Consider the following 23,059-nt stretch of genomic DNA (forward strand, 5'->3'; position numbering starts at 1 on the left):
AAAAAGGTAGCTATTCGCTACCTTTTTTATTACAATTTGTTTCTTCCATCAGAAATTCCACCTTTAAATTAAGACATCTCCCCTCTTAACGACGTTTCATACATGGTTTTAAACTCCTTTTGGGAAACAGTTAGCCCCAACATGTACATTAACTTACTAAGAGCGGCTTCGGTTGTAATATCCTTTCCCGAAATAACACCGATGTTCTTCAACTGATTACTCGTTTCATAATGTCCCATTATTACACTTCCTCCTGAGCATTGCGTAATATTAACAATATAGATGCCTTTATATATTGCTTCTTCTAGCAAATTAACAAACCAAGATTCGGTAGTACTGTTACCCGCTCCATAAGTTTCCAGAATTACGGCTTTTAAATTGGGGGTTGCGATAATGTTTTTCAAGAGTGCTTCTGAAATTCCTGGAAATAACTTAATGAGCGCTACGTTAGTATCCATTCTTTTATGAACCAATAAACGTTTCTTTGTATTAGGCTTAAATAAATAGTCCTTATTTAATTTTAAATGCACCCCCGATGTCGCCAATTCGGGATAATTTAATGATGCAAAAGCCTCAAAATGTTCTGCATTAATTTTAGTGGTTCTGTTAGCCCTGTATAGTTTATATTCAAAATACAAGCACACCTCTTGTATTATTGGATTATTATCTTCTTGTAAAGAAGCAACTTGAATGGAGGTTATTAAATTCTCTTTAGCATCGGTACGCAAATCACCAATAGGTAATTGCGATCCAGTGAACACAACAGGCTTCGCTAAATTCTCCAACATAAAGCTTAAAGCAGAGGCTGTATAACTCATGGTGTCACTACCATGCAACACTACAAAACCATCAAAAACCTCATAATTTTCTTCAATTAATTCCGCTATTTGCACCCAATAACCTGGATTCATATTACTGGAATCGATAGGTTCCTTAAAGGATACCGTATCAATATTACAGTCCAATAAATTCAGTTCAGGAATACGTTCTAACAAACTTTTAAAGTCAAAGGCTCGCAGTACGCCTGTTTTAAAATCTTTAACCATACCAATGGTACCTCCGGTATAAATAAGCAATATATTAGGTTTGGACTGGCTCATAACTTAAATTTTAAATACGGCTTTGGAATTTTCAGTGGTTATTTTGGCAATTTCTTCAGCTGAAACACCATATATTTCAGCTAGTTTATCCAACACGTTTTTCACATAAGCACTTTCATTTCGTTTTCCCCTATAAGGGACAGGTGCCAAATATGGCGCATCGGTTTCTAAAACAATATGTTCAAGGTCTATTTGGTTTAAAAACTGGTCGATCTTTCCATTTTTAAAGGTAGCAACACCGCCAATACCCAGTTTCATATTATACCCCATAGCCCTATGTGCTTGTTCCAAACTACCCGTAAAACAGTGAAAAATTCCAAAAAGATCATCACTTTTTTCTGTTTCTAAAACATCAAATATTTCGTCAAAGGCATCTCGACAATGAATAACAACAGGTAATTGATACTGCTTTGCCAACTTTATTTGGTGCTTAAAAGCTGCTTGTTGTATCCCTAGCGTAGACTTATCCCAATACAAATCGATACCAGTTTCACCTACGGCATAAAAAGTTCGTTTGGAAAGTAAATCTTCTACGTGGGCCAGCTCCTCCTTATAATTGTTTTTTACATGGGTAGGGTGCAATCCTGCCATTAAAAAAACATGCTCGGGGTAATCTTGTTCCAATTGCAACATTGCTTCGGTATAAGTGGAGTCGATAGCTGGAACGAAAAATCGAGAAACTCCAGCTTCAATTGCGCGCACCATCATTTCGGCTCGATCCTCATCAAAAGCCTCACTGTATAAATGCGTATGTGTATCGGTAATAATCATGGGGTAAAAATATAAAAGTCATCTGTTTAAACAGATGACTTTTATATTTTTATTAGGTTTCTTAACTAATCTAACTTACTTAAAAGCTTTTGAGCACGCTCAAAATCTTCGGCTTCCTCGGACAACGTCTTTAAAACAGCCTTACAGGCTTTATAATCTTTTTGTTTTAACTTACTTAAAGCTAAGTACCAAATAGCCTTATTCTTAAATACCGAATTGCCTTTAGTTATACCTTCTAGTTCAGTATCTGCTTTATCAAATTCATTCAACTCAATATTGGCAATAGCTCTATAAAGCTTCAATTCGGCATTTTCGGCGTCTAAGGCGATAAGTTTATTTAAAGCCTTACTCGCTTTATTAAAATCCTTTGTATTAAATGCTATTTCGGCTGTTTTAATCAATTCGGAATCATCGCCTCTAACGGTTAAACTTATTGTTTGATAATTATTATAGTCATTAAACTGAGGATTCGACAGGTTATCAAACATAAAAATCCCAATTAGCAACACGATACTAGCTGCTACAGCATACTGCCAAGGCCTTAAGGCAAAAACCGTTTTCTGCTTTTTATATTTACTAAAATGTGTATTCGATATATTTTCCAGATTACTTTTAAAAGCCTCTGATGGCGTTTCATTTTCTAAGGTATGTGCTAAAAAAGCAGACAGTTCTTTATAGGTGTTGAATGCCTTGTTGAATTCGGCATCAGCTTTTAACCTAGTTTCAAAATTTATGCGTGCTTCTTGCGACAACTCATTAGTGAGGTAAGCTTCAAATGCTGTATAATCTTGCTCTTCCATGACAGTTACGAATTAAGTTGGTTAAATTTTGGCGAGCCCTGAACTAATGCTGTTAGCTTCCCTATACATAAAGATTTCTTTTTCCTAGCATAAGCATAACTTACGCCTAAACTTGCAGCAACTTCTTCCATTGATTTTATTTTAAAAGTTGCTCTTAACAAATCCTTACAGGCTGCTCCCAATTTTTGAAACATTTCGGCAAATAAAGCTTCTTTTTCGCCAAACAATACTGTTTCAAACACTAACTCCTGAACGTCGTCACCTTTAGATAAAACTTCCTCATTAATTGTTACCTCCTTATTTGCGTTTTTTTTCAATTCATTTAGCCATTTACGTTTACAAAGCAGAAAAAAATAAGCGTCAAACGGACAAGTAAGCGTTAACTTTTTCTGACTAGCTTGATTGTAAATAGTTATTAAAGTGTCTTGAACAACATCTTGTGCTTCATCTACACTTCCACTATTCTGCTTAATATAATTAACCACCTTGGGTACAAACTTATCGTAAATAGCCTGAATAATAAATGAGTTGTTTTCCAACAAGCCATTGATGTATTTCTGGTCTTCGTGTACTTTTTTTTCGCTCATTAACACCTTGTCTTTGCTACTAAAGTAAAAAAACTTTGAGACACATGGGTAACAATTTTTAAACGGTTTTGATATAAGGGTGTATAGCAAAATGCTAAACGAAAATTTAATTAATCTAAAACATTTAGAAATCATGAAAATTACAAAGAAATTTCACGAACATTTAAATAATATTAATGACGTGAGTAAAAAATCAATTTTAATTATCGCAACTGTAGCATTATCAATAATAAACTTAAATGCTACCAATGACAAAAAGCCACTCACAACTTCTATTGAAGTTGCAGCTATCACAAAAGATCGTATTGCCCAAGTATTCGAATGGGAAGTAAAAACCAATAAAGGAACGTATTCTGGAACAGCCCTAAGTTTACAAAAAGCAAAACACATGATTGCTTTATCGAGTAGTGGAGAAATTGTAAAAGACAAAAAGATTGCCAGCTACTTTGTTTTAAAGAACGAACTTAATAGTACCGAAAAAAGAAACTATTTCTGGGAAGTTGAAACTGCAACCGGATTTGCCAAAGGCTATGCCTCGAATGAAGCTTATGCAAAAAAAATGATACAATTGGTAGCTTCCGGCGATGTTATTGTTTCCAAAATCATTATCAGTCAACCACAACAATAAAAATAATTACCAATACAGGGTAACAAAACAGTTGCCCTGTTTATATAAACTTGAATAATAATTTTAAAACCCAATAATCATGAAAATCACAAAACAATTTCACGGATACTTAAACAGTTTAAATATCGTGAGCAAACACATTTTAGGCACACTTTTATTAACAGCTTGTATTTTTACTAGCTGTACAAAAAATGACAATGACGAGTTAACTATACGTCCAACTGCCGAGGACTTCAACGAACTAAAAGAAAAAGCTTTAGAAAACCTTACGCAAACCTTTCAGTTTAATGCGGAAGACGGCGGCGTTACCTTAACCTCTGAAAAAGGAGTAAACATATACATTAATGGCAACTGTTTAACTTTAAATGGAAATGCCGTTACTGGCACCGTAGATATTGAATTTGTTGAACTCTTTGAAAAAGGAAACATGCTTACTACCAACAAACCCACTATGGGCATATTACCAAATGGCGACAAAGCCCTGTTAATTTCTGGTGGTGAATTTTATGTAAACGCAACGCAAAACGGCGCAACTTTAGAAACCACCTGTGGATTTCAAATGGCCATCCCTGCTGATTTAACTGGAGGTGTAGATAACGATATGGTGCTTTGGAATGGTATAATCGACGAAGAAGGCAATCTTGCTTGGGAAGAAGACAAGCGTGATGCTGCAAATGGTCAAGATGGCGGTGTTTTCGCTGAAGGCAATCAATACTACGGCTTTTTCCAATCATTTGGATGGTCCAACGTTGATAGGTTTTACAATGACCCCCGCCCTAAAACCACCATTCTTGTAGGGGTGCCTGAAGGATACGACAACACTAATAGTGCTGTATACTTATCGTATGATGGAGAAGAAACTGGATTGGCAAAATTAGACACTTATGATGCTGGTACAGGGTTGTTTAGCGAACATTACGGACAAATCCCCATTGGACTAGAATGTCATGTTATTTTTGCTACTGAAGATGGTAATGACTGGAAATATGCCATTCAAGCAGTAACCATAGAAGAAAATGGAGTTATTACGTTTACCGAAGGAGAAATGGCTATCGCAACCGAAGCACAGCTTACAACCATTATTAATGGTTTACCCTAAACATCTTTCATGATGCCCTACTTTTAGTGGTTGCCCCTTAGCAGATCTACTTTAAAACCAGAAGCTTTCGAGCTTCTGGTTTACCCTTTAGGTTAAAATAGGCTATAAAGCACATTGCCTTCGTATATATCACTACTACAGGCATTTAAATATAATGAAAAGGAAGTACTTTATAGTAATCATTTCCATTCTTGTAGCAATTGCAATAATTGCTAACATCTGCACTATAATACGCAACTTTTTAGATTAAGCTTAACTTATACCTTTTCAAGTTAATTAACACATTTACGCTTTTTGTATATTTATGGATTACTAAACCAAAACTATTATGAAACAGCCCCTCTTTATTATATTTAGCATACTCTTCGTGTGTTCTTATGCGCAACAAACGTCTACAAAAGATACCCTTTTAAGAGTAGCGACCATTAAACATGAAATTAAAAGCAATGAAGTAACATTCATACCGTTAACTCCTGAATTAAATCAAATTGCAGGAGCTCCAAAAGCATTTTACACACATTACTGGGAATTTGGCGATGGCCATTATAGTACTGAAGAACAACCAAAGCACATTTATAAACAACCAGGTGAATATGAAGTAAAACTTTGGGCTACCAACAACTACGATACAGGTAAGCCACCCACAACACGACCCAAAAAGATAGCTATTAACACAGTAACTACCGAATACAGCGACATGGCTGCCATGGATGAAGATTTCATCTTAAAACGTAATAGAGAGCCCGTCCCCAATGAAGAAATGGTTCTTATCATGCAATACAAAAACCCAAAAGATTATATTACTAATGGTAAGCTTTACTTATTCTATAACGAACATAAATACAAAGCGAACAACTTTAATTTAATAGACACCAGAACCTACTATAATGAAAAAAACATCCCCTCCAATACATTTGCGTACACGAATAACATTGATGATGATCGCACCTATATAGCAACTTTAAATAACGACATATATGAAGCAAGTACCATTTTACAGGATTCTACCGAAAAAATGAACCTCCCTCTCAGTATTGAAGAATCAAAGGCCTATTACAAAAACTGGACACTTTTAGAATTCGACAATATGCAACCTAAGGAAGAGCGCAATATTTTCTTTAGCCTTAAAACCACTCCCGAAATGGTAAAGGACACCAGCGCGATTATTTCTGTAAGGGGTATTTATGTTCCCGATGGGAATTACGACAACCACAAAATAAAAGACATGGAAATGGAAATTGTCACCTCACATGATCCCAATAAAATGGCATCCAACGGTACTTTTATGAATTATAGACTGGTTCGTTTTAAAACCTTAAAATATAAAATTAAGTTCCAAAATAACGGTGAAGGACCAGCACGAACCATTCGGTTAGAAACAGATATCCCAGAAATGCTTGACAAATCTACCTTAAAGGTTTTGGAGATGTACCCCAAGTGTGAAATATGCCCTAAACAAGAAGTATCCTATAGCTGCTTAGATACGACCTTTACAGATACACAGGCTATTTTTACCTTTAAAAATATTTATCTACCCGGTAGCGAACAAAAAAACGTTAAGGAATACGATTCCACCAAAGGCTTTGTAAAATACAGCATTAAATTCGCCAAAGATTTTCATAAGAAAAAAACCAAGAGCAAAACTGCTATAATTTTTGACAAAAACGATCCCATTATCACAAACTATGCTACCACCAAGTTTTTGCCCGGTATTTCCATTGGAGCCAAAATAGGATATAATACTTTTAGCGACTTAAAAAATTCAGAAAGTTACTTTGTGGGCGCTACCCTATCCCCTTATAAATCTTACAGATGGTATTGGCAAGTAGAATTAATGAACAATTTCCATAACTACGAAAGCAATACTAACGTTAGAGAGGAAATAGTTGATGGTGCTCAAGGGTTTCAACATTTACGCCGTACAACTTCCTATGCTACTTACGAAAACATCGATTGGGATATTCCTGTTTTAATGCGTTACAACCTTAATAATTACATAGGACTCGGTGGTGGGCTACAAAATACCATTTCATTAAGCGAAAAGCAAAAGCAATCCATTTTAATAGAAGATTTTGAAGGTACCGATCCAAGAAACCCTATTATAAGCTCTGAAGAAACACATAGCAACAAAACAAATACATTTACCAACTTAAGAACCAGCTTACTATTAGAAGCTACTGCCGGATTTTCTAGAATAGGTCCAAGTATAGGTGCGCGCTATATCTTGAACTTTAAAGATAATTTTAATTATTGGCAATTCTATGCTATCTGGAAATTTTAAGGATATACCTATTTGACAATCCATCCATATGAATAAACTATACGTGCTTCTATTTTTTTACAGCGTCTTGGGTTTTTCGCAAAACTTAGAAGAACGTATTTATGTCGCTACCGAAACGTTCATTGCAAATAAAAATGAAACTTCATTAAAAACCTTAAGCTCCCAAGAGGCTACATTTAAAAAACAGGTAAAAACAAAAGATGAGCAGCTAGCTCTGGTATTTTTACAATGTAACAAAGGGTATTACCTACATGAGTTGGGCGATTTAAATAATGCCATAAATACCTATGAAGAAGCATCAAACAGATTTAGCGCCTATAAACTCGGTACACTATCGGATTTCGACATTATTGAAAGCTGCCTGAAGCCCTTAGGTAATTTATACATAAAAACAGGAGATTTCACCAATGCTACCAACACCATTAAACACTATATTTTTGTTGCTACAGAAAAAAAGCAGACAAACCATCAAATTGGAGGCACTATTAATCTTGTTAAATTATACCAAAGCATTGGTGAACACCAAATAGCCTTAAAAATAACCGAAGAGGCCTTAAAACTGTCTGAAGCATCACTTTCGCAAAAAGAAAACCTACAACTTGCAAAAATTAACAGTCTAATTGCTTTAAAAGCATTTGATCAAGCACTAATTGAAAACTACAGTCCTTTTATCACTTCTAAATTCAGTAAACATAAAAACAGCTATTACATTGCGTTACAAAAAGAAGATTACCAAAAAGCATTACAGCATTTCAATAAGGCAAAAGCGTTTTTAACAACAACGTCTTTAACATCTCGAGAAGTAGCAAAGTTTCATGTTGAAGAAGCACAGCTACATATACTTCTAAACGAACCTAACAAGGCATCTAAAAGTTTAAAAGCAGCTCTAAGCATATTAGTTCCTAACTACAAAAAAGAGGGGCTGCCTACAAAAGAAGTATTGTATGCAGAAAATACATTTATTGATATTTTCGATTTATATGCGTCCATACAGACCAATACATCAACGGCTTTAAATAGTTTGGATCTCAGTTTTTTTGTTTCAAGACTACTACGAAACAACTGGACCTCACAGGAAAGCAAAATAAAGAATCAAGTTGCAGATAGGCATAGAAGCGAAACCTGTATTGGTTTACTTTTTAATGCCTATAATAACTCTAAGGACAAAACATTTATATTTAGGGCTTTTCAATACGCCGAAAAGAGCAAAGCGACTGTATTAACAGACAACCTCTTAAAAAAGAAACGTTTACAGAAACACCCCAATGACAGTCTATTAATTAAGGAATTTGCCCTTTTAAAAGAACAGGAGCATTTAACCAGTTTATTAATAAAAGAACAGTTAGGAACATCACAAGCTTCAAAAATAAGTGCATTAAGTCAGAAGTTAAGAAGCCTATCGTTTCAACTAAAAACACTGAAAACTCAAATTTCAGAGAAATACCCAGAAAACAACGGCTCAATATCTATAAGCGACTTACAGCAGAAGCTTAAAGCTGATAAAGCCACTTTGGTATACTATTTTTTTGGAGGAAATTCCATTTATCAGTTTATCATTTCCCATACCGATAATGCCCTATTCAAAATCCCCTTAAACAATACAATAAAAAAAGACCTCACGGACTTTATACATCTTTTTGATAACGCCGCCATTATAAACAACGACATTAAACGTTACACGCTATTAGCCCATCAAGCATACAACCTATTAAACTTTAATGCCGTCAAAACCGAAAAAAATGTGATTGTTATACCAGATGGCCTGTTAAATTTTGTTCCTTTTGAAGCCCTTTTAACCAAACACGTAAATACCACTGTCTTTTCTAAAATGCCCTATGTTGTAAAGCAACAAACTATAGTTTACAACACCAACGCCTTATTTTATTTTAATGAGAGAGTAAAAGCTAAGAACAACAAATTATTGGGATACTTTCCTGTATTTGAAAACAGTACAAAAGAGCTAAGCTACTCTATTAATGAAGCCAAAACAATACAGAGCGAGATGCCTTCCAAACTGTTTTTAAAGAAGGCTGCCACCAAAAGTAGTTTTATAGAAAATGTGCAAAACTACGGTACCATTCATTTGTCTACTCATGCTAGTGGCGGTGATTTTGTTACGCCTGCAAGCATTGACTTTTATGACGACAGCCTGTATTTACATGAATTATACAGCCGTGATATAAATAGCAACCTAGTTGTTTTAAGCGCTTGCGAAACAGGAATTGGAACGCTTTACAAAGGGGAAGGCCCAATGAACATGGCTCGCGGCTTCCAGTATGCCGGTGCGCAAAACCTATTGATCTCCTTATGGCAAATAAATGACCTATCTACCTCACAGATTATGCAATCATTTTACAAACACTACAACAACAATCAATTGGCCTTCCGCGCAAACCGAATATCTAAAATCGACTATCTGGGTAATAAATCTATTAGCAATGTAAAAAAATCACCATATTACTGGAGTGCATTCGTTTTTTATGGCTCGTTTGGTAAACCGGTAGATTCTGGCCTTTCCTTATTATTTTTTTATATGGGGATTAGTATTGTAATCATTCTAATTGCAGTACTTTTGATGCCGAAATTAAAAACTAATGACTGAAACGCTACAACAATTTCTACTTAAGAAAGGCTACACCAAAATAAAACTGAAGCTAACAAAGACCAATCATTTTGAAATAAAAGCGTCCATAAATGGTGTAAAAGGGCGTTTTATTTTGGATACAGGAGCCTCTAGCTCTTGCGTTGGCTTTGATGCCATTGAAACTTTTAAGTTAAAGGTTAAAGATTCTGAAATTAAAGCTGCAGGAGCTGGAGCCATTGATATGGACACGAAACTATCTAAAAAAAATAAAGTAAAAATTGGTAAATGGCGTAACAATAAAATTCCTTTGGTCCTGTTTAATTTAGACCATGTAAATACGGCTCTAATCAACCATAATTCAAAACCTGTAGATGGTATTATTGGAGCTGACATTCTAAAAAAAGAAAAAGCGATTATTGATTACGACAAGAAATACTTATATCTTAAATTATACGATTTGTAACTTAAAATCAGTGCCCTACACCCCCATTATTATCGTAATCTAAGAGACTATTTAAAATATAGATTTGGCACACTTACTAACGAAAAATTCCCATCAAAGATACACGTATTACTAATTGAATTTACCGTATATACCAATTCAAACATAACAGGTATAAAAAAAGTGCTACTCAACTTAGAGCAGCACTTCTTATAAGTTAACTTAACAAAACACTATCTACTATAGCTCAAGTGCTTTTTTAACATCATTATTCATTAAAAGCGCTATAGGATTCTCTAAAGCTTCTTTTACAGCCACTAAGAACCCAACACTTTCCTTACCATCTATAATTCTGTGATCGTAAGACAATGCCACATACATCATTGGATGTATTTCTACATTACCATTAACCGCTATTGGACGTTCAATAATATTGTGCATTCCTAATATCCCACTTTGGGGCGGATTGATGATTGGTGTAGATAACATACTACCAAACACACCACCATTTGTTATTGTGAAAGTACCTCCCGTCATTTCATCAACCGTTATTTGTCCGTCACGTGCCCGTAAGGCCAAACGCTTAACTTCAGATTCCACACCTCTAAAACTCAAATTTTCAGCATTGCGAATTACTGGCACCATTAAACCTTTAGGCCCTGAAACCGCAATACTAATATCACAGAAATCGTAAGACACCATTTCTTTACCATCAATCATCGAGTTAACTGCAGGATACATTTCTAAGGCTCTAACTACAGCCAAAGTAAAGAAACTCATAAACCCCAAACCAACACCATGTTTGGCTTTAAATGTCTCCTTATATTCATTGCGCAACGCAAATATAGGCGACATGTTAACTTCATTAAATGTGGTTAACATTGCCGTTGTGTTTTTAGCTTCTACCAAACGCTCCGCTACCTTACGGCGCAACATAGACATTTTGCTTCTCGTAGTGCCCCTGTTACCTCCGGTTGGTGTCCCCATAGAAGGCACGGCCTTAACAGCGTCTTCTTTGGTAACCCTACCGTCTTTTCCAGTACCAGCAATGGAGGCTGCATCAATCCCCTTTTCAGCTAAAATCTTTTTAGCAGCTGGGCTTGCGGCTCCAGTCGCATAGGTCTTTGTTTCTGCAGTAACTACCGGTTTTGCCGTTTCCTGCTTTGGAGCAGCTTCTGCCTTTGCATCTGTAGCTGCATCACCTTCAGGCTTTTCGGCACTTGTATCAATAAGACACACCACAGCACCAACAGCTACAGCATCTCCTTCTTCTGCTTTAAGCGTGATAACACCGCTCACTTCTGCAGGCAATTCTAAAGTTGCCTTATCACTGTCTACCTCTGCAATAGCTTGGTCTTTTTCTACATAGTCACCATCTTCAACCAACCAAGTTGCAATTTCCACTTCTGTGATGGATTCTCCCGGTGAAGGCACTTTCATTTCTAAAATCATTCTCTATAATTTTAATTGTATTCTGAATTACTATCTATTCTAAATTTGTTATCTAAACGCAATCGCTTATTATTGAAAAACAGCTTCAATTACGCGTCTTTGTCTTGCTTTATCACGTGTACTGGATCCTGGTGCAGGCACCGAACTGTAAGGTCTGGACATAACTTCCAGTTTTACTAAATCCATACGCTGGGCCATATGTGTCCATGCTCCCATATTCTTAGGTTCTTCCTGAGCCCAAATGTAATTTTCAACATTAGGATAACGATCTATAACCTTTTGAAATTTATCCAAATGCAAAGGGAACAACTGTTCTACCCTTACCAATGCAACGTCATCCCTTTCCAAAGTTTCCCTTTCAGCCAATAAATCGTAATAGAATTTCCCTGTACAGAAAACAAGTTTCTTTACGTTTTCTGGCTGTATCGTATCGTCTATAAGCTCTTGGAATGTCCCATTAGCTAATTCGCTAATAGAGGAAACGGCCTTAGGATGCCTCAACAAACTTTTAGGGGTAAAAACAATTAACGGTTTTCTGAAATCGCGTTTCATCTGGCGACGCAACAAGTGGAAAAAGTTTGCAGGTGTTGTACAATCTGCTACAATCATATTGTCTTCGCCACAAAGTTGCAAATAGCGTTCTATCCTTGCCGATGAATGTTCAGAGCCCTGACCTTCATACCCATGTGGTAGTAAAACAACGATACCATTTTGTGACTTCCACTTATCTTCGGCAGCCGATAAATATTGGTCAAATATAATTTGAGCACCATTGCTAAAATCACCAAACTGAGCTTCCCAAATGGTTAATGTATTCGGATTTGCCAAAGCATAACCATAATCAAATCCCAACACACCGTACTCCGATAAAAATGAATTATAAATATCCATTTTACCTTTACTCTCTGGATTGATATTTAGTAAATTAATACGTTCTTCTGAAATCTCGTCTCTCAATATGGCATGGCGATGACTAAAAGTTCCGCGCTCAACATCCTGACCAGATATACGTACGTTATAACCTTCTTCTAACAAGCTTCCATAAGCCAAAGTTTCGGCCATACCCCAATCTAGGGTATCTGTCTCAAAAACCATTTTTGCACGGCCGTCTAATATACGTTCTGCCTTGCGCAAAAACTTTACACCTTCTGGTACGGTAGACACAACTTTAGAAATATGCTCTAACCTTTGTTTTGGATAAGCAGTATCTGTATTTTCTAACATTGCATCAACGCCTTTACGGCTAAAGCCTTCCCAACGTTCCTGCATAAACTCTCTTACCTTGGAAGACTCTGCTGCCTTGGACTTAGCATACTCGCGTTCGAGTGTTTCTCTAAAATCAGCTACAATTCCATCTAAATACGCCTTATCGATAGTCTTTTCTGCAATTAACTTTTCTGAGTATATTTTGAATGGATTCGGGTGCTTTGCTATTTGTTTGTATAATTTAGGCTGTGTAAAACGTGGCTCATCTCCTTCGTTATGCCCATACTTGCGATATCCCAAAAGATCGATGTATACATCTTTTTTATAGCGCATTCTATATTCTAAAGCCATTTCTACAGCATGTACAACAGCTTCGGCATCATCAGAATTAACATGTAGCACAGGAGACAAGGTTACCTTAGCCACATCGGTACAATAAGTACTTGAACGTGCATCTAAATAATTGGTTGTAAACCCTATTTGATTGTTTACAACAATATGAATGGTTCCTCCAGTTTTGTAACCGTTTAACTGACTCATTTGTCCCACTTCGTATGCAATACCTTGACCCGCTATAGCGGCATCACCATGTACCAATATGGGAATGATTTTAGAATCATCACCATTATAATCGGCATCAATTTTTGCTCGTGTAATACCTTCGGCAACAGGCCCTACCGTTTCTAAATGCGATGGATTGGGAACTAGGTTCATTTTTATGGATTTACCATTTTGATAGGTCTTATCTAAGGTTAATCCTAAATGGTATTTTACGTCTCCATCAATATTCTCATCTTCAAAATCTTTACCATCGAATTCGCTAAAAAGCTCATTCATAGGTTTTCTAAAAATGTTCACCAAAGTATTTAACCTTCCCCTATGGGCCATCCCTAGGACACATTCCTTTACATCGTATTTTTCAACGGCATAAAAAAGCACGTTACTAATAGCCGGAATTAGTGATTCGCCCCCTTCTAAAGAAAATCGTTTCTGCCCAACGTACTTGGTCTGCAAAAAATTCTCGAAAGACACAGCTTGGTTCAACTTTGAAAGAATATACTTTTTAGTTTCAGTTGAATAGCTTGGATGATTATCGTTCTCGTTTAATCGCTCTTGCCACCATTTAATCACCTTCGGGTTACGCAAATACATGTATTCAACTCCAATCGAACTACAATAAATACGCTCTAAATGCATAATAATTTTACGCAAGGTTTGCGCACCGATACCCAAAATATCACCAGCATTAAAAACCGTATCTAAATCGTTTTCGGATAACCCGAAGTTTTCTATTTCTAGCGTTGGCGCATAGGTTCGTCTATCACGAACTGGGTTTGTTTTTGTAAACAAATGACCTCTTATTCTATAACCATCTATAAGCTGTACAACTTGAAATTCTTTTTGTACCTGTTCTGGTATTTGTGTTGAAACACCGTCTATTATTTCACCATTTATCCCATAATTCTCACTCCCAAAATCGTAACCTTGAAAAAAGGCTCTCCAACTAGGTTCTACTGCATCGGGATTCTGCAAATACTGATCGTATAAATCGGCAAAATATGCTGTATGTGCGGCGTTTAAAAAGGAAAATTTATCCATTATTATTTTTAATACACTATTGCTTAGTCAAAATTTTTTCAAAAATACAACTTTTACTAAAATTAGATGTTTCTTTTATTATATTTATAAACAGATATTAATGGTTTTACAAATACTATATTTAATGTTAAATTTTTAACGTTTTCTTTATAAAATGGGCATTTTTGTTCTTATAAATAAAAAAATCACCTACCTATCCTTTGTTCTTTTTGCATTAACCTTTACGTTATCTGCACAGCAGGATACAAGTACATTTGCAAAGCACTTAAGATTTGGAGGCGGTATAGGTTTAAGCTTTGGTGATGGTTACTTTGGCGGAACATTAGCCCCTAGCGTTATTTATGAATATAATAACAACATTGCTTTGGGCATAGGACTCAATGGCACTATTAACAACCAAAAAGATGTCTACAAATCCACTATTCTAGGAGGTAGCCTTATTGGTTTATTCACCCCGATTAACAGCATACAACTTTCTACAGAATTCGAACAACTTAAGGTTACCAGAAAATACGAATCCCATCTAAATTTGAGTAATGACAGCTATTGGGTTCCTGCCTTATTTTTTGGCCTTGGCTATCGAAATGGTAATGTTACTTTCGGAATTAGATACGATATTCTGTACAACTCCAACAAAAGTATTTATTTAGATCCGTGGACGCCGTTTGTAAGGTTTTATTTTTAGAGACTGTTTAAATTTCATCCTTAGGTTTTCCTTCACACCTTTTTCACCAAATTTTACGAAAAAAACAACTCTACAAAACACTGATTTACAAAGCAAAAGGACTTTTTTAAAAAATTAAGACATATTTATCTTAAATATGATATTTATCATATTTTTTTGAGATATGGCACGCTAATTTTGTAGTTATTAATATTAACATCATTATGAAAAATACATTAAATATTTTTACGACCCTATGCATATTACTTCTAATTAGTTGTGGTGGCAAAGAAGAAAAAAAGAAAGACGGTTTTAGCTACGAAAAAAAAGCAGTAACCGAGCAAAAATCTGCTCCTACTGAAAAAGTACCAGCTTCCAAAAAAATAGATCTTTCAAATAAAGGCGTTGGCCCAATAACCTCACTTACTCTACCTTCAGAAATTGATGAGACCATGGCGACCCATGGTGCCGAAGTATTCAAAAAAATGTGTACTGCTTGCCATCGCCCAGATAAAAAATTCATTGGCCCATCCCCTAAAGGTGTTTTAGAACGTCGTTCACCAGAATGGGTTATGAATATGATATTAAATCCAGAAGAAATGGTTCAAAAAGATCCATTAGCAAAGGCGTTACTAATTGAATTTAACGGTTCACCAATGGCAAACCAAAGTTTATCACAAGAGGATGCCAGAGCTGTATTGGAATATTTTAGAACACTAAAATAACATCTTATAAAAATCAAAAAACATGAAAACAATAAAAAAGCTATTTTTTGTTTTCGCACTCTTAGCATTTGTTTGCTCATGCAAAAACAATAACAGTAATACCCCTACGACCAATACAGATAACAGTACTGAAAAACAATCTGATGATAAAACGGGACAAGCTTTCATTACCGACGATGAAGCCACTCCAAATTGCCTGCAAATTGCCATAAACTCACCAGACCACAAAACATTGGTAGCGGCAGTACAGGCAGCGCAAGTAGAAAATGCTTTGGTTAACGTAGGTCCTCTCACGGTTTTTGCACCTAATGATGCTGCTTTTGCTGCTTTACCTGAAGGCACAGTAGAAAATTTGGTAAAACCCGAAAACAAGGAAACTTTAGCTAATATTTTAAAGTACCATGTTACTCCTGGCAATTTAAGCACTACTATTTTAACCAAACTCCCAAAATTGGGACAGGCCAATAACCAATACATAAAAGTAGAGGTCGTTGATGGCAAAGCTGTTATTGGAGGTGCCAATATTATTGCCTCGGTTAAGGCTGGCAATGGCATTGTACATGTTATCGATAAAGTATTACTCCCTCCAACCGAATAACATTATTAAAATCAAAAAAAACTAAAGACGATGAAAAATATATTAAAATCAGCAGTTGCAATGCTAAGTGTGCTTGTTGCATTTACCAGTTGTAATAATCCCAAGTCCTCCAACTCTGGTGCATTAGCAGGCAATGTAGCCGAAAAAGTGTACGTTGCCCCTGGCGATCACGACGAATTTTACGCTTTTATTTCTGGTGGATTTAGCGGTCAGCTATCGGTTTACGGACTTCCATCAGGGCGTTTGTTTAAAGTAATCCCTGTATTTTCACAAGATGCAGAAAAAGCGTATGGCTACAACGAAGAAACAAAACCCATGTTAAATACATCTCACGGTTTTGTGCCTTGGGACGATGCCCATCACCCAGATATCTCACAAACCAATGGTGTTATTGATGGACGCTGGGTATTTATAAATGGAAACAACACACCTCGAATTGCTAAAGTAGACTTGTCTGTTTTCGAAACAACCGAAATTATAGAAATCCCCAATAGTGCAGGAAACCATAGTTCCTCTTTTGTAACGGAAAACTCTGAATACGTGGTGGCAGGCACCCGCTTCTCGGTTCCTATCCCACAAAAGGACATGCCTATTAAAGATTATAAAGGCAACTTTAAAGGCTCTTTAACTTTTATCTCTGTTGAGCCAGAACATGGCCATATGGACATTAAATTCCAGTTAATCATGCCCGGTTTCGATTATGACTTAGCCCACCCTGGGCGTGGGGCATCCCACGGCTGGTTCTTCTTTTCCACTTACAACTCTGAAGAAGCCAGTACATTAATGGAAGTTAATGCCTCCCAAAACGATAAAGATTTTATTGCAGCTGTTAATTGGAAAAAGATTGAGGAATATGTAAATAATGGCGGTGGTACCATGATGCCAGCAAATTATGCCCACAATGTTTATGATGAAGCAACCCATTCTGCTACCTCCACTATGAAAAAAGAAGTATTGGTTGTAAATCCTTCAGAAGTTCCAGGAGCAGTATTCTTATTACCAACACCAAAATCCCCTCATGGATGTGATGTCGACCCTTCTGGTGAATACATAGTTGGTAACGGAAAATTATCGGCTAACTTAACAGTACATTCCTTCACTAAAATGTTAAATGCCATTGAAAACAAAAAGTTTGCTGGTGATGCCTATGGCATCCCAATTATAAACTTTGAAGATGTATTAGCTGGTGTTGTTGAGCAACCAGGCTTAGGTCCTTTACACACTGAATTTGATGGTAAAGGAAATGCTTACACTACATTCTTTATTTCATCTGAGGTCGTAAAATGGAAACTAGGGACCTGGGAAGTTGTAGACAGACAACCTTGTTACTACTCTGTTGGCCATTTAATGATTCCTGGAGGAAATTCACAAAAACCATTTGGAAAATATGTAGTAGCCATGAATAAAATAACCAAAGACCGTTATTTACCAACAGGTCCAGAAGTTACCCAATCGGCTCAATTATATGATATCTCGGGAGAAAAAATGGAACTATTACTGGATTTCCCAACTATTGGAGAACCCCATTATGCAGCAGGTTGTCCTGCCGACTTAATAAAACCACGATCTAAAAAGATTTTTAACCTAGAAGACAATAAGCATCCATATGCTGCAAAAAGTGAAGCAGACACAAAAGTAGTACGCGATGGAAACGTTGTTCATATATACATGACAACAATACGTAGCCACTTCTCGCCAGACAATATTGAAGGCATCAAAGTTGGCGACAAAGTATATTTCCACGTTACCAATTTGGAGCAAGATTACGATGTACCCCATGGTGTAAGTATGATTGGCGCTAACACCTCCGAGTTATTAATTATGCCCGGACAAACCGAAACTTTCCTTTGGGAGCCTAAACAAGTAGGTGTATGGCCATTTTACTGTACCGATTTCTGCTCGGCTTTACACCAAGAAATGCAAGGTTATGTTCGTGTGTCTTCTGCTAACTCTAACACAACATTAAAATGGTCACTCGGTGAAGATATTGAATAAACAAACTAGGGAAATTTTGTTTTAGTGTTTATTTTCCTAATCAAGGCGAGAGTCGTGTTTTCGCTCTCGCCTTTCTTTTTTAAACACTAATAAAACACTAATCTTTTAGACTACTCAATCATGAAAAAGTCGAATATCATCATGCTTATTGCGGCATTACTCCCTTTAGGATTATTCCTTTTCCCATTATGGAAAATTACTTTAGAAGCCCCCCAGTACCCTACTCCTTTAGGCATGTATATACACATTAATGATTTTTCGGATGCCAACCCCCATGACATTAAGAACATTAATTTAATGAACCATTATGTAGGCATGAAATATATCCCTGAATCCATTCCTGAATTCAAAATATTCCCAGCTGGCATTCTTATTACCAGCCTAATAGGTTTAATTATTGCCTTTAAGGGCAACTATAAATGGTTTTTGTTTTGGTTTATACTTATGGTGACTTTAAGCAGTGCCGGCTTATATGATTTTTACCTTTGGGAACATGATTATGGCCATAACCTAGATCCAAAAGCAATCATGAAATTTACGAATCCCGATGGTTCACAAATGGGCTTTCAACCACCCTTATTTGGTAGTAAGGACATCCTAAATTTCAAGGCCCACTCTTACCCTCGTCTTGGAGCTTTCTTTTTAGGTTTGGGAATTCTCACATCATTGATTGCATATTTTACAGGAAAGAAAAATATAAAAAAAGTATAGCTATGTAAAAACACCCTTAAAAACACTAATAATGAAAACACTAAAACACTATTCAATACTCATATTACTACCATTACTTATTGGCTGTAATATAAAACCACAAGCTATAGACTATGGCAATGACGCTTGTCATTTTTGCAGAATGACCATTGTAGATAAAGTCCATGCTGCTGAAATAGTTACCAACAAAGGCAAAGTTTATAAGTTTGACGCCTCCGAGTGCATGATCCATTTCCTAAAGGAATTCGACACCAGCCAAGTTGCATTGTACTTAGTAAACAATTACACCCAACCCGAATCACTTATCGATGCGACGAAAGCGACATTTTTAATTAGCAAGGCATTACCAAGCCCAATGGGTGCTTTTTTAACAGCCTTTAAAAATAAAGTCGATGCAGAGCAAGTGCAAAACGAAAAAGGAGGCGAACTATATTCTTGGAACGTGCTGCAAACTGTTATTGATTAACCGTTATCCCTCAACTAACTTAGAGAGGGCTTAAAACCATATTTGTTTAACATAATACAAGCAGAGCAATAATGTTGTTAAAATTTTTAATATTTATTCATATTATCTGCGCTACCATTTGGACAGGAGGTCATTTAATTTTATGCTTGACTATTTTACCAAAGGCACTGGCTAAAAACGATTTTTCAATTATCGAAAATTTCGAAACCAAATACGAGCGCATTGGCTTGCCCGCACTGATAATATTACTGCTTACTGGTATTTACTTTACTACAGTTTACACAACAAATTTATTGGATCTCAATTTTACAGATCACTATACCAGACACATTCTTATTAAATTTTTATTATTAATTTCAACACTGTTACTGGCTTTACATGCCAGATTTGTATTAATACCAAAGCGAGCACTTAAGCCTTTGAGCCGCCATATTATATTGGTTACTATATTATCAGTATTATTTGTATTTGTTGGTTTTAGTGCAAGGTCAGGCGGTTTACTTTAATTAACAATGAGAATAAACACAACATATTGTCTACTTAGCCTGCTATTGCTATTCACTAGATTTGCCTATTCCGGCACTATTGAAGTATGCAATGACTGTCCGATAACTAGCTTAAAGGAAGCCATTGCTTTTGCCAAACCTACCGATACTGTTTTGGTAAAAAAAGGAACCTACAAAGAACATAGTATCCTTATAAACAAACCTCTTAGCATTATTGGCGAAAACTATCCAGTCATTGATGGGGAACGCAAAGGCGAAATTATCACCATTACTTCAAATAACGTAACCGTAGATGGATTATTCATAATTAACGTAGGTACAAGCTATACCGAAGATTACGCAGCCATTCGCATTAAAAAAAGCAAACACTTTACCATTAAAAACAATGTACTCGAAAAATTGTTTTTTGGCATTTACCTAGAAAAATCGAATTATGGGAAAGTAATCCACAACAAAATCATTGGAGAAGCCATAGAGGAATATAACTCTGGAAACGGTATTCAATTATGGTACAGTAACCACATAGATATTGAACATAATTATGTAGAGCATGTACGTGATGGCATTTATCTTGAATTCTCAGATAATTGCACAATAAAAAATAACGTAAGTACTTTAAATTTACGCTATGGTTTACATTTTATGTTTTCGAACGATGATGTTTACCAGAATAATACTTTTGAAAAGAATGGCGCTGGTGTTGCTGTGATGTTTTCAAAAAAAATAAAAATGTTGGATAATACTTTTAAGGAAAACTGGGGCACAGCTTCTTACGGACTACTCTTAAAAGAAATTAATGATGCTGAGATTTCCAGAAATACCTTTGAAGAAAACACCATTGGTATTAACATTGAAGGCTCAAACCGTATTATTTACAAAAACAACAATTTTATTAATAATGGATGGGCTGTTAAAGTGCGGGGTGCCTGCTATACCAACAGTTTTTTAGAAAACAATTTCTTGTACAATTCATTTGACATTTCATATAACAGCAAGGTAAACGACAATATTTTTGATAAAAATTTCTGGAGCAATTATACAGGTTACGATCTGGACAAAAATGGCATTGGAGATGTTCCATACCGTCCCGTAAAATTATTTTCGTACATCGTAAACCGTACACCAGAAACCATTATTTTACTACGTAGCTTGTTTATAGACCTTATTGATTTTTCTGAAAAAGTGTCTCCGGTATTTACACCAGACAACCTTTTAGACAACAACCCTTCAACAAAAAAAATAACATGGTAACGATTCAGAATCTACATAAAAAGTTTAACAAAAATGTGGTTTTAAGTGGTGTTAACTTAGATATCAATGCGGGCGGCATCTTTGCTGTTCTTGGTCCTAACGGATCGGGAAAAACCACACTTATTAAGTCTATACTAGGAATGGTTATACCAAACGAGGGCAATATTAATGTACTTGGAAACAACATTAAAAACAATTCCAATTACAGGAGTCAAATAGATTACCTGCCCCAAATTGCCAATTTCCCAAGCAACTTAAAAGTTAAGGAACTTATTAAAATGATTAAGGATTTACGAGGCAACCACACTAAAGAAAGTGATTTAATTAAACTTTTTAAACTCGACCCTTTTTTAGACAAAAAGTTAGGCAACCTATCGGGAGGCACCAAACAAAAAGTAAATATCGTTTTAACCTTCATGTTCGATAGTCCTTTGATAATTTTGGACGAACCTACTACTGGATTGGATCCCATATCACTTATCCGCTTAAAGGAATTGATACAAAAAGAAAAGGACAAGGGCAAAACCATTTTAATCACATCCCATATCATGAGCTTTGTAGAAGAGGTATCTGATGAAATTGTATTTTTACTAGAAGGTAAAATATACTTTAAAGGCTCTATTTCTGATTTAAAAATAAAAACCAATCAACCCGATTTTGAACATGCTATAGCATCAATACTTACAAACAATCATGCTTAAAATATTAAAATATAGTTTTTTCGATCTCATGCGTAGCCGTTGGAGCTATGTTTACTTTGCCTTCTATTTATTACTTGGCATTGTTCTCCTATTTTTAAACAACGACCTGTCTAAAGCTGTTATCACATTAATGAATGTTATAATAGTACTAGTGCCCTTAATAGGAACCATTTTTGGCGTGATGTACTATTATAATTCCAAAGAGTTTACCGAACTTCTCTTAGCGCAACCTTTAAAGCGCTCTTCTATATTTTTAGGACAATATCTAGGCGTTGCCCTTTCCCTATCCATGAGTTTAATACTAGGCTTAGGCATTCCCTTTATGTTTTATGGCTTGTTTAAATCGACAGCAATATGGGACTTTTCCCTTCTGTTAATAACAGGTTCTTTTTTAACCTTTATATTTACTGCACTTGCCTTTAATATTGCCCTATCCAATGAAAATAAAATTAAAGGTTTTGGTTATGCCATCTTACTTTGGTTATTCCTTGCTATTATCTACGATGGCATGTTTTTAATGTCATTAATTCTATTTGAAGATTATCCTCTTGACACATTATCTCTTGTTGGCACCATGCTAAACCCCATCGATTTATCACGAACCCTCATTCTCTTGAAATTAGATATCTCCGCTCTTTTAGGATATACGGGAGCTATATTCAAACAATTCTTTGGCACGAACTTCGGATTGATTGTATCGCTTTCAACACTAACCCTCTGGGTAATCCTACCTGTATTACGCATTATATACAAGTCAAAAAGAAAGGACTTCTAAATTTAATTCCAAGAACTGACAAATATCATATTTTACACTTCACTTAACTACTATTTTTGAAGTAATTTAAAATAGGATAAAAATGTCCTTTAATAGAATTGTGCTTTTAATCAACCTA

At 35.8% G+C, this 23,059-nt stretch carries 21 protein-coding genes; 15 read left to right on the plus strand and 6 right to left on the minus strand.

Going from position 1 to position 23,059, the window contains the following annotated elements:
* Positions 1-68: 68 nt before the first annotated feature.
* The 4 genes from JF259_RS01160 to JF259_RS01175 form a co-directional block, all read right to left on the minus strand.
* On the minus strand, positions 69-1,100 hold the full coding sequence (locus JF259_RS01160; RefSeq protein ID WP_199112333.1) for an asparaginase: 1,032 nt from the start codon (positions 1,098-1,100) through the stop codon (positions 69-71).
* A 3-nt stretch (positions 1,101-1,103) separates the two neighbouring features.
* Positions 1,104-1,871: a TatD family hydrolase gene (locus JF259_RS01165; RefSeq protein WP_199112335.1), complete on the minus strand. Its 768-nt coding sequence runs from the start codon at positions 1,869-1,871 to the stop codon at positions 1,104-1,106.
* 65 nt (positions 1,872-1,936) lie between these two features.
* Positions 1,937-2,671: a tetratricopeptide repeat protein gene (locus JF259_RS01170; RefSeq protein WP_199112337.1), complete on the minus strand. Its 735-nt coding sequence runs from the start codon at positions 2,669-2,671 to the stop codon at positions 1,937-1,939.
* 5 nt (positions 2,672-2,676) lie between these two features.
* On the minus strand, positions 2,677-3,258 hold the full coding sequence (locus JF259_RS01175) for an RNA polymerase sigma factor (protein ID WP_199112344.1): 582 nt from the start codon (positions 3,256-3,258) through the stop codon (positions 2,677-2,679).
* A gap of 133 nt (positions 3,259-3,391) precedes the next feature.
* Between JF259_RS01175 and JF259_RS01180 the strand changes: the two genes are divergently transcribed.
* The 5 genes from JF259_RS01180 to JF259_RS01200 all read left to right on the plus strand — a co-directional run bounded on the left by JF259_RS01180 (position 3,392) and on the right by JF259_RS01200 (position 10,313).
* Positions 3,392-3,886 (plus strand): hypothetical protein, encoded by a 495-nt coding sequence (locus JF259_RS01180; protein WP_199112346.1) that lies wholly within the window; start codon positions 3,392-3,394, stop codon positions 3,884-3,886.
* Positions 3,887-3,965: 79 nt separating this feature from the next.
* Positions 3,966-4,985: a hypothetical protein gene (locus JF259_RS01185; protein ID WP_199112348.1), complete on the plus strand. Its 1,020-nt coding sequence runs from the start codon at positions 3,966-3,968 to the stop codon at positions 4,983-4,985.
* Positions 4,986-5,313: 328 nt separating this feature from the next.
* The gene (locus JF259_RS01190; RefSeq protein WP_199112356.1) at positions 5,314-7,266 is read left to right on the plus strand and encodes a PKD domain-containing protein; all 1,953 of its coding nucleotides are present in this window, start codon (positions 5,314-5,316) and stop codon (positions 7,264-7,266) included.
* A 28-nt stretch (positions 7,267-7,294) separates the two neighbouring features.
* Complete coding sequence (locus JF259_RS01195) at positions 7,295-9,868, plus strand: CHAT domain-containing protein (protein WP_199112358.1); 2,574 nt, start codon at positions 7,295-7,297, stop codon at positions 9,866-9,868.
* Positions 9,861-10,313, plus strand: coding sequence for a retropepsin-like aspartic protease family protein (locus JF259_RS01200; RefSeq protein WP_199112360.1), 453 nt, complete (start codon positions 9,861-9,863; stop codon positions 10,311-10,313). The genes JF259_RS01195 and JF259_RS01200 overlap by 8 nt, the downstream gene beginning before the upstream one ends.
* Positions 10,314-10,532: 219 nt before the next feature.
* On the opposite strand, the gene odhB is transcribed toward JF259_RS01200, so the two are convergent.
* Together odhB and JF259_RS01210 are read right to left on the minus strand one after the other, a co-directional pair.
* Positions 10,533-11,744, minus strand: coding sequence for a 2-oxoglutarate dehydrogenase complex dihydrolipoyllysine-residue succinyltransferase (gene odhB / locus JF259_RS01205; RefSeq protein ID WP_199112362.1), 1,212 nt, complete (start codon positions 11,742-11,744; stop codon positions 10,533-10,535).
* 69 nt (positions 11,745-11,813) lie between these two features.
* Positions 11,814-14,549 (minus strand): 2-oxoglutarate dehydrogenase E1 component, encoded by a 2,736-nt coding sequence (locus JF259_RS01210; protein WP_199112364.1) that lies wholly within the window; start codon positions 14,547-14,549, stop codon positions 11,814-11,816.
* Between the two features lie 154 nt (positions 14,550-14,703).
* Here JF259_RS01210 and JF259_RS01215 point away from each other — a divergent pair, with 154 nt between their 5' ends.
* The 10 genes from JF259_RS01215 to JF259_RS01260 all read left to right on the plus strand — a co-directional run bounded on the left by JF259_RS01215 (position 14,704) and on the right by JF259_RS01260 (position 22,941).
* On the plus strand, positions 14,704-15,234 hold the full coding sequence (locus tag JF259_RS01215; protein ID WP_233164033.1) for an alpha-ketoglutarate decarboxylase: 531 nt from the start codon (positions 14,704-14,706) through the stop codon (positions 15,232-15,234).
* A 203-nt stretch (positions 15,235-15,437) separates the two neighbouring features.
* Positions 15,438-15,938 (plus strand): c-type cytochrome, encoded by a 501-nt coding sequence (locus tag JF259_RS01220; protein WP_199112366.1) that lies wholly within the window; start codon positions 15,438-15,440, stop codon positions 15,936-15,938.
* Positions 15,939-15,960: 22 nt separating this feature from the next.
* Entirely contained in the window at positions 15,961-16,536 is a 576-nt protein-coding gene (locus JF259_RS01225; RefSeq protein WP_199112368.1) for a fasciclin domain-containing protein, read from the plus strand.
* A gap of 30 nt (positions 16,537-16,566) precedes the next feature.
* Positions 16,567-18,531, plus strand: coding sequence for a Sec-dependent nitrous-oxide reductase (gene nosZ, locus JF259_RS01230; RefSeq protein WP_199112370.1), 1,965 nt, complete (start codon positions 16,567-16,569; stop codon positions 18,529-18,531).
* Positions 18,532-18,651: 120 nt separating this feature from the next.
* A complete protein-coding gene (locus JF259_RS01235; RefSeq protein WP_199112371.1) occupies positions 18,652-19,242 on the plus strand; it encodes a hypothetical protein in 591 nt (196 codons plus the stop codon).
* Between the two features lie 31 nt (positions 19,243-19,273).
* Positions 19,274-19,708: a nitrous oxide reductase accessory protein NosL gene (locus JF259_RS01240; protein ID WP_199112373.1), complete on the plus strand. Its 435-nt coding sequence runs from the start codon at positions 19,274-19,276 to the stop codon at positions 19,706-19,708.
* Positions 19,709-19,779: 71 nt separating this feature from the next.
* Positions 19,780-20,214: a CopD family protein gene (locus tag JF259_RS01245; protein WP_199112375.1), complete on the plus strand. Its 435-nt coding sequence runs from the start codon at positions 19,780-19,782 to the stop codon at positions 20,212-20,214.
* Positions 20,215-20,220: 6 nt separating this feature from the next.
* Positions 20,221-21,465 (plus strand): nitrous oxide reductase family maturation protein NosD, encoded by a 1,245-nt coding sequence (locus JF259_RS01250; RefSeq protein WP_199112377.1) that lies wholly within the window; start codon positions 20,221-20,223, stop codon positions 21,463-21,465.
* On the plus strand, positions 21,459-22,166 hold the full coding sequence (locus tag JF259_RS01255) for an ABC transporter ATP-binding protein (protein ID WP_199112379.1): 708 nt from the start codon (positions 21,459-21,461) through the stop codon (positions 22,164-22,166). Before JF259_RS01250 ends, JF259_RS01255 begins: the two co-directional genes overlap by 7 nt.
* Entirely contained in the window at positions 22,159-22,941 is a 783-nt protein-coding gene (locus JF259_RS01260) for an ABC transporter permease (protein WP_199112381.1), read from the plus strand. The genes JF259_RS01255 and JF259_RS01260 overlap by 8 nt, the downstream gene beginning before the upstream one ends.
* The last annotated feature ends 118 nt before the right edge of the window (positions 22,942-23,059 follow it).

Source organism: Snuella sedimenti, assembly GCF_016428595.1.
GTDB classification, from domain to species: domain Bacteria; phylum Bacteroidota; class Bacteroidia; order Flavobacteriales; family Flavobacteriaceae; genus Snuella; species Snuella sedimenti.

Coding starts and splice junctions, on each gene's coding strand:
- JF259_RS01220 (WP_199112366.1), top strand. CDS start 15,438: ATGAAAAATACATTAAATATTTTTACGACCCTATGCATATTACTTCTA.
- JF259_RS01225 (WP_199112368.1), top strand. CDS start 15,961: ATGAAAACAATAAAAAAGCTATTTTTTGTTTTCGCACTCTTAGCATTT.
- JF259_RS01215 (WP_233164033.1), top strand. CDS start 14,704: ATGGGCATTTTTGTTCTTATAAATAAAAAAATCACCTACCTATCCTTT.
- JF259_RS01170 (WP_199112337.1), bottom strand. CDS start 2,671: ATGGAAGAGCAAGATTATACAGCATTTGAAGCTTACCTCACTAATGAG.
- JF259_RS01245 (WP_199112375.1), top strand. CDS start 19,780: ATGTTGTTAAAATTTTTAATATTTATTCATATTATCTGCGCTACCATT.
- JF259_RS01175 (WP_199112344.1), bottom strand. CDS start 3,258: ATGAGCGAAAAAAAAGTACACGAAGACCAGAAATACATCAATGGCTTG.
- JF259_RS01250 (WP_199112377.1), top strand. CDS start 20,221: ATGAGAATAAACACAACATATTGTCTACTTAGCCTGCTATTGCTATTC.
- JF259_RS01190 (WP_199112356.1), top strand. CDS start 5,314: ATGAAACAGCCCCTCTTTATTATATTTAGCATACTCTTCGTGTGTTCT.
- odhB (WP_199112362.1), bottom strand. CDS start 11,744: ATGATTTTAGAAATGAAAGTGCCTTCACCGGGAGAATCCATCACAGAA.
- JF259_RS01165 (WP_199112335.1), bottom strand. CDS start 1,871: ATGATTATTACCGATACACATACGCATTTATACAGTGAGGCTTTTGAT.
- JF259_RS01260 (WP_199112381.1), top strand. CDS start 22,159: ATGCTTAAAATATTAAAATATAGTTTTTTCGATCTCATGCGTAGCCGT.
- JF259_RS01185 (WP_199112348.1), top strand. CDS start 3,966: ATGAAAATCACAAAACAATTTCACGGATACTTAAACAGTTTAAATATC.
- JF259_RS01200 (WP_199112360.1), top strand. CDS start 9,861: ATGACTGAAACGCTACAACAATTTCTACTTAAGAAAGGCTACACCAAA.
- nosZ (WP_199112370.1), top strand. CDS start 16,567: ATGAAAAATATATTAAAATCAGCAGTTGCAATGCTAAGTGTGCTTGTT.
- JF259_RS01160 (WP_199112333.1), bottom strand. CDS start 1,100: ATGAGCCAGTCCAAACCTAATATATTGCTTATTTATACCGGAGGTACC.
- JF259_RS01255 (WP_199112379.1), top strand. CDS start 21,459: ATGGTAACGATTCAGAATCTACATAAAAAGTTTAACAAAAATGTGGTT.
- JF259_RS01180 (WP_199112346.1), top strand. CDS start 3,392: ATGAAAATTACAAAGAAATTTCACGAACATTTAAATAATATTAATGAC.
- JF259_RS01210 (WP_199112364.1), bottom strand. CDS start 14,549: ATGGATAAATTTTCCTTTTTAAACGCCGCACATACAGCATATTTTGCC.
- JF259_RS01235 (WP_199112371.1), top strand. CDS start 18,652: ATGAAAAAGTCGAATATCATCATGCTTATTGCGGCATTACTCCCTTTA.
- JF259_RS01195 (WP_199112358.1), top strand. CDS start 7,295: ATGAATAAACTATACGTGCTTCTATTTTTTTACAGCGTCTTGGGTTTT.
- JF259_RS01240 (WP_199112373.1), top strand. CDS start 19,274: ATGAAAACACTAAAACACTATTCAATACTCATATTACTACCATTACTT.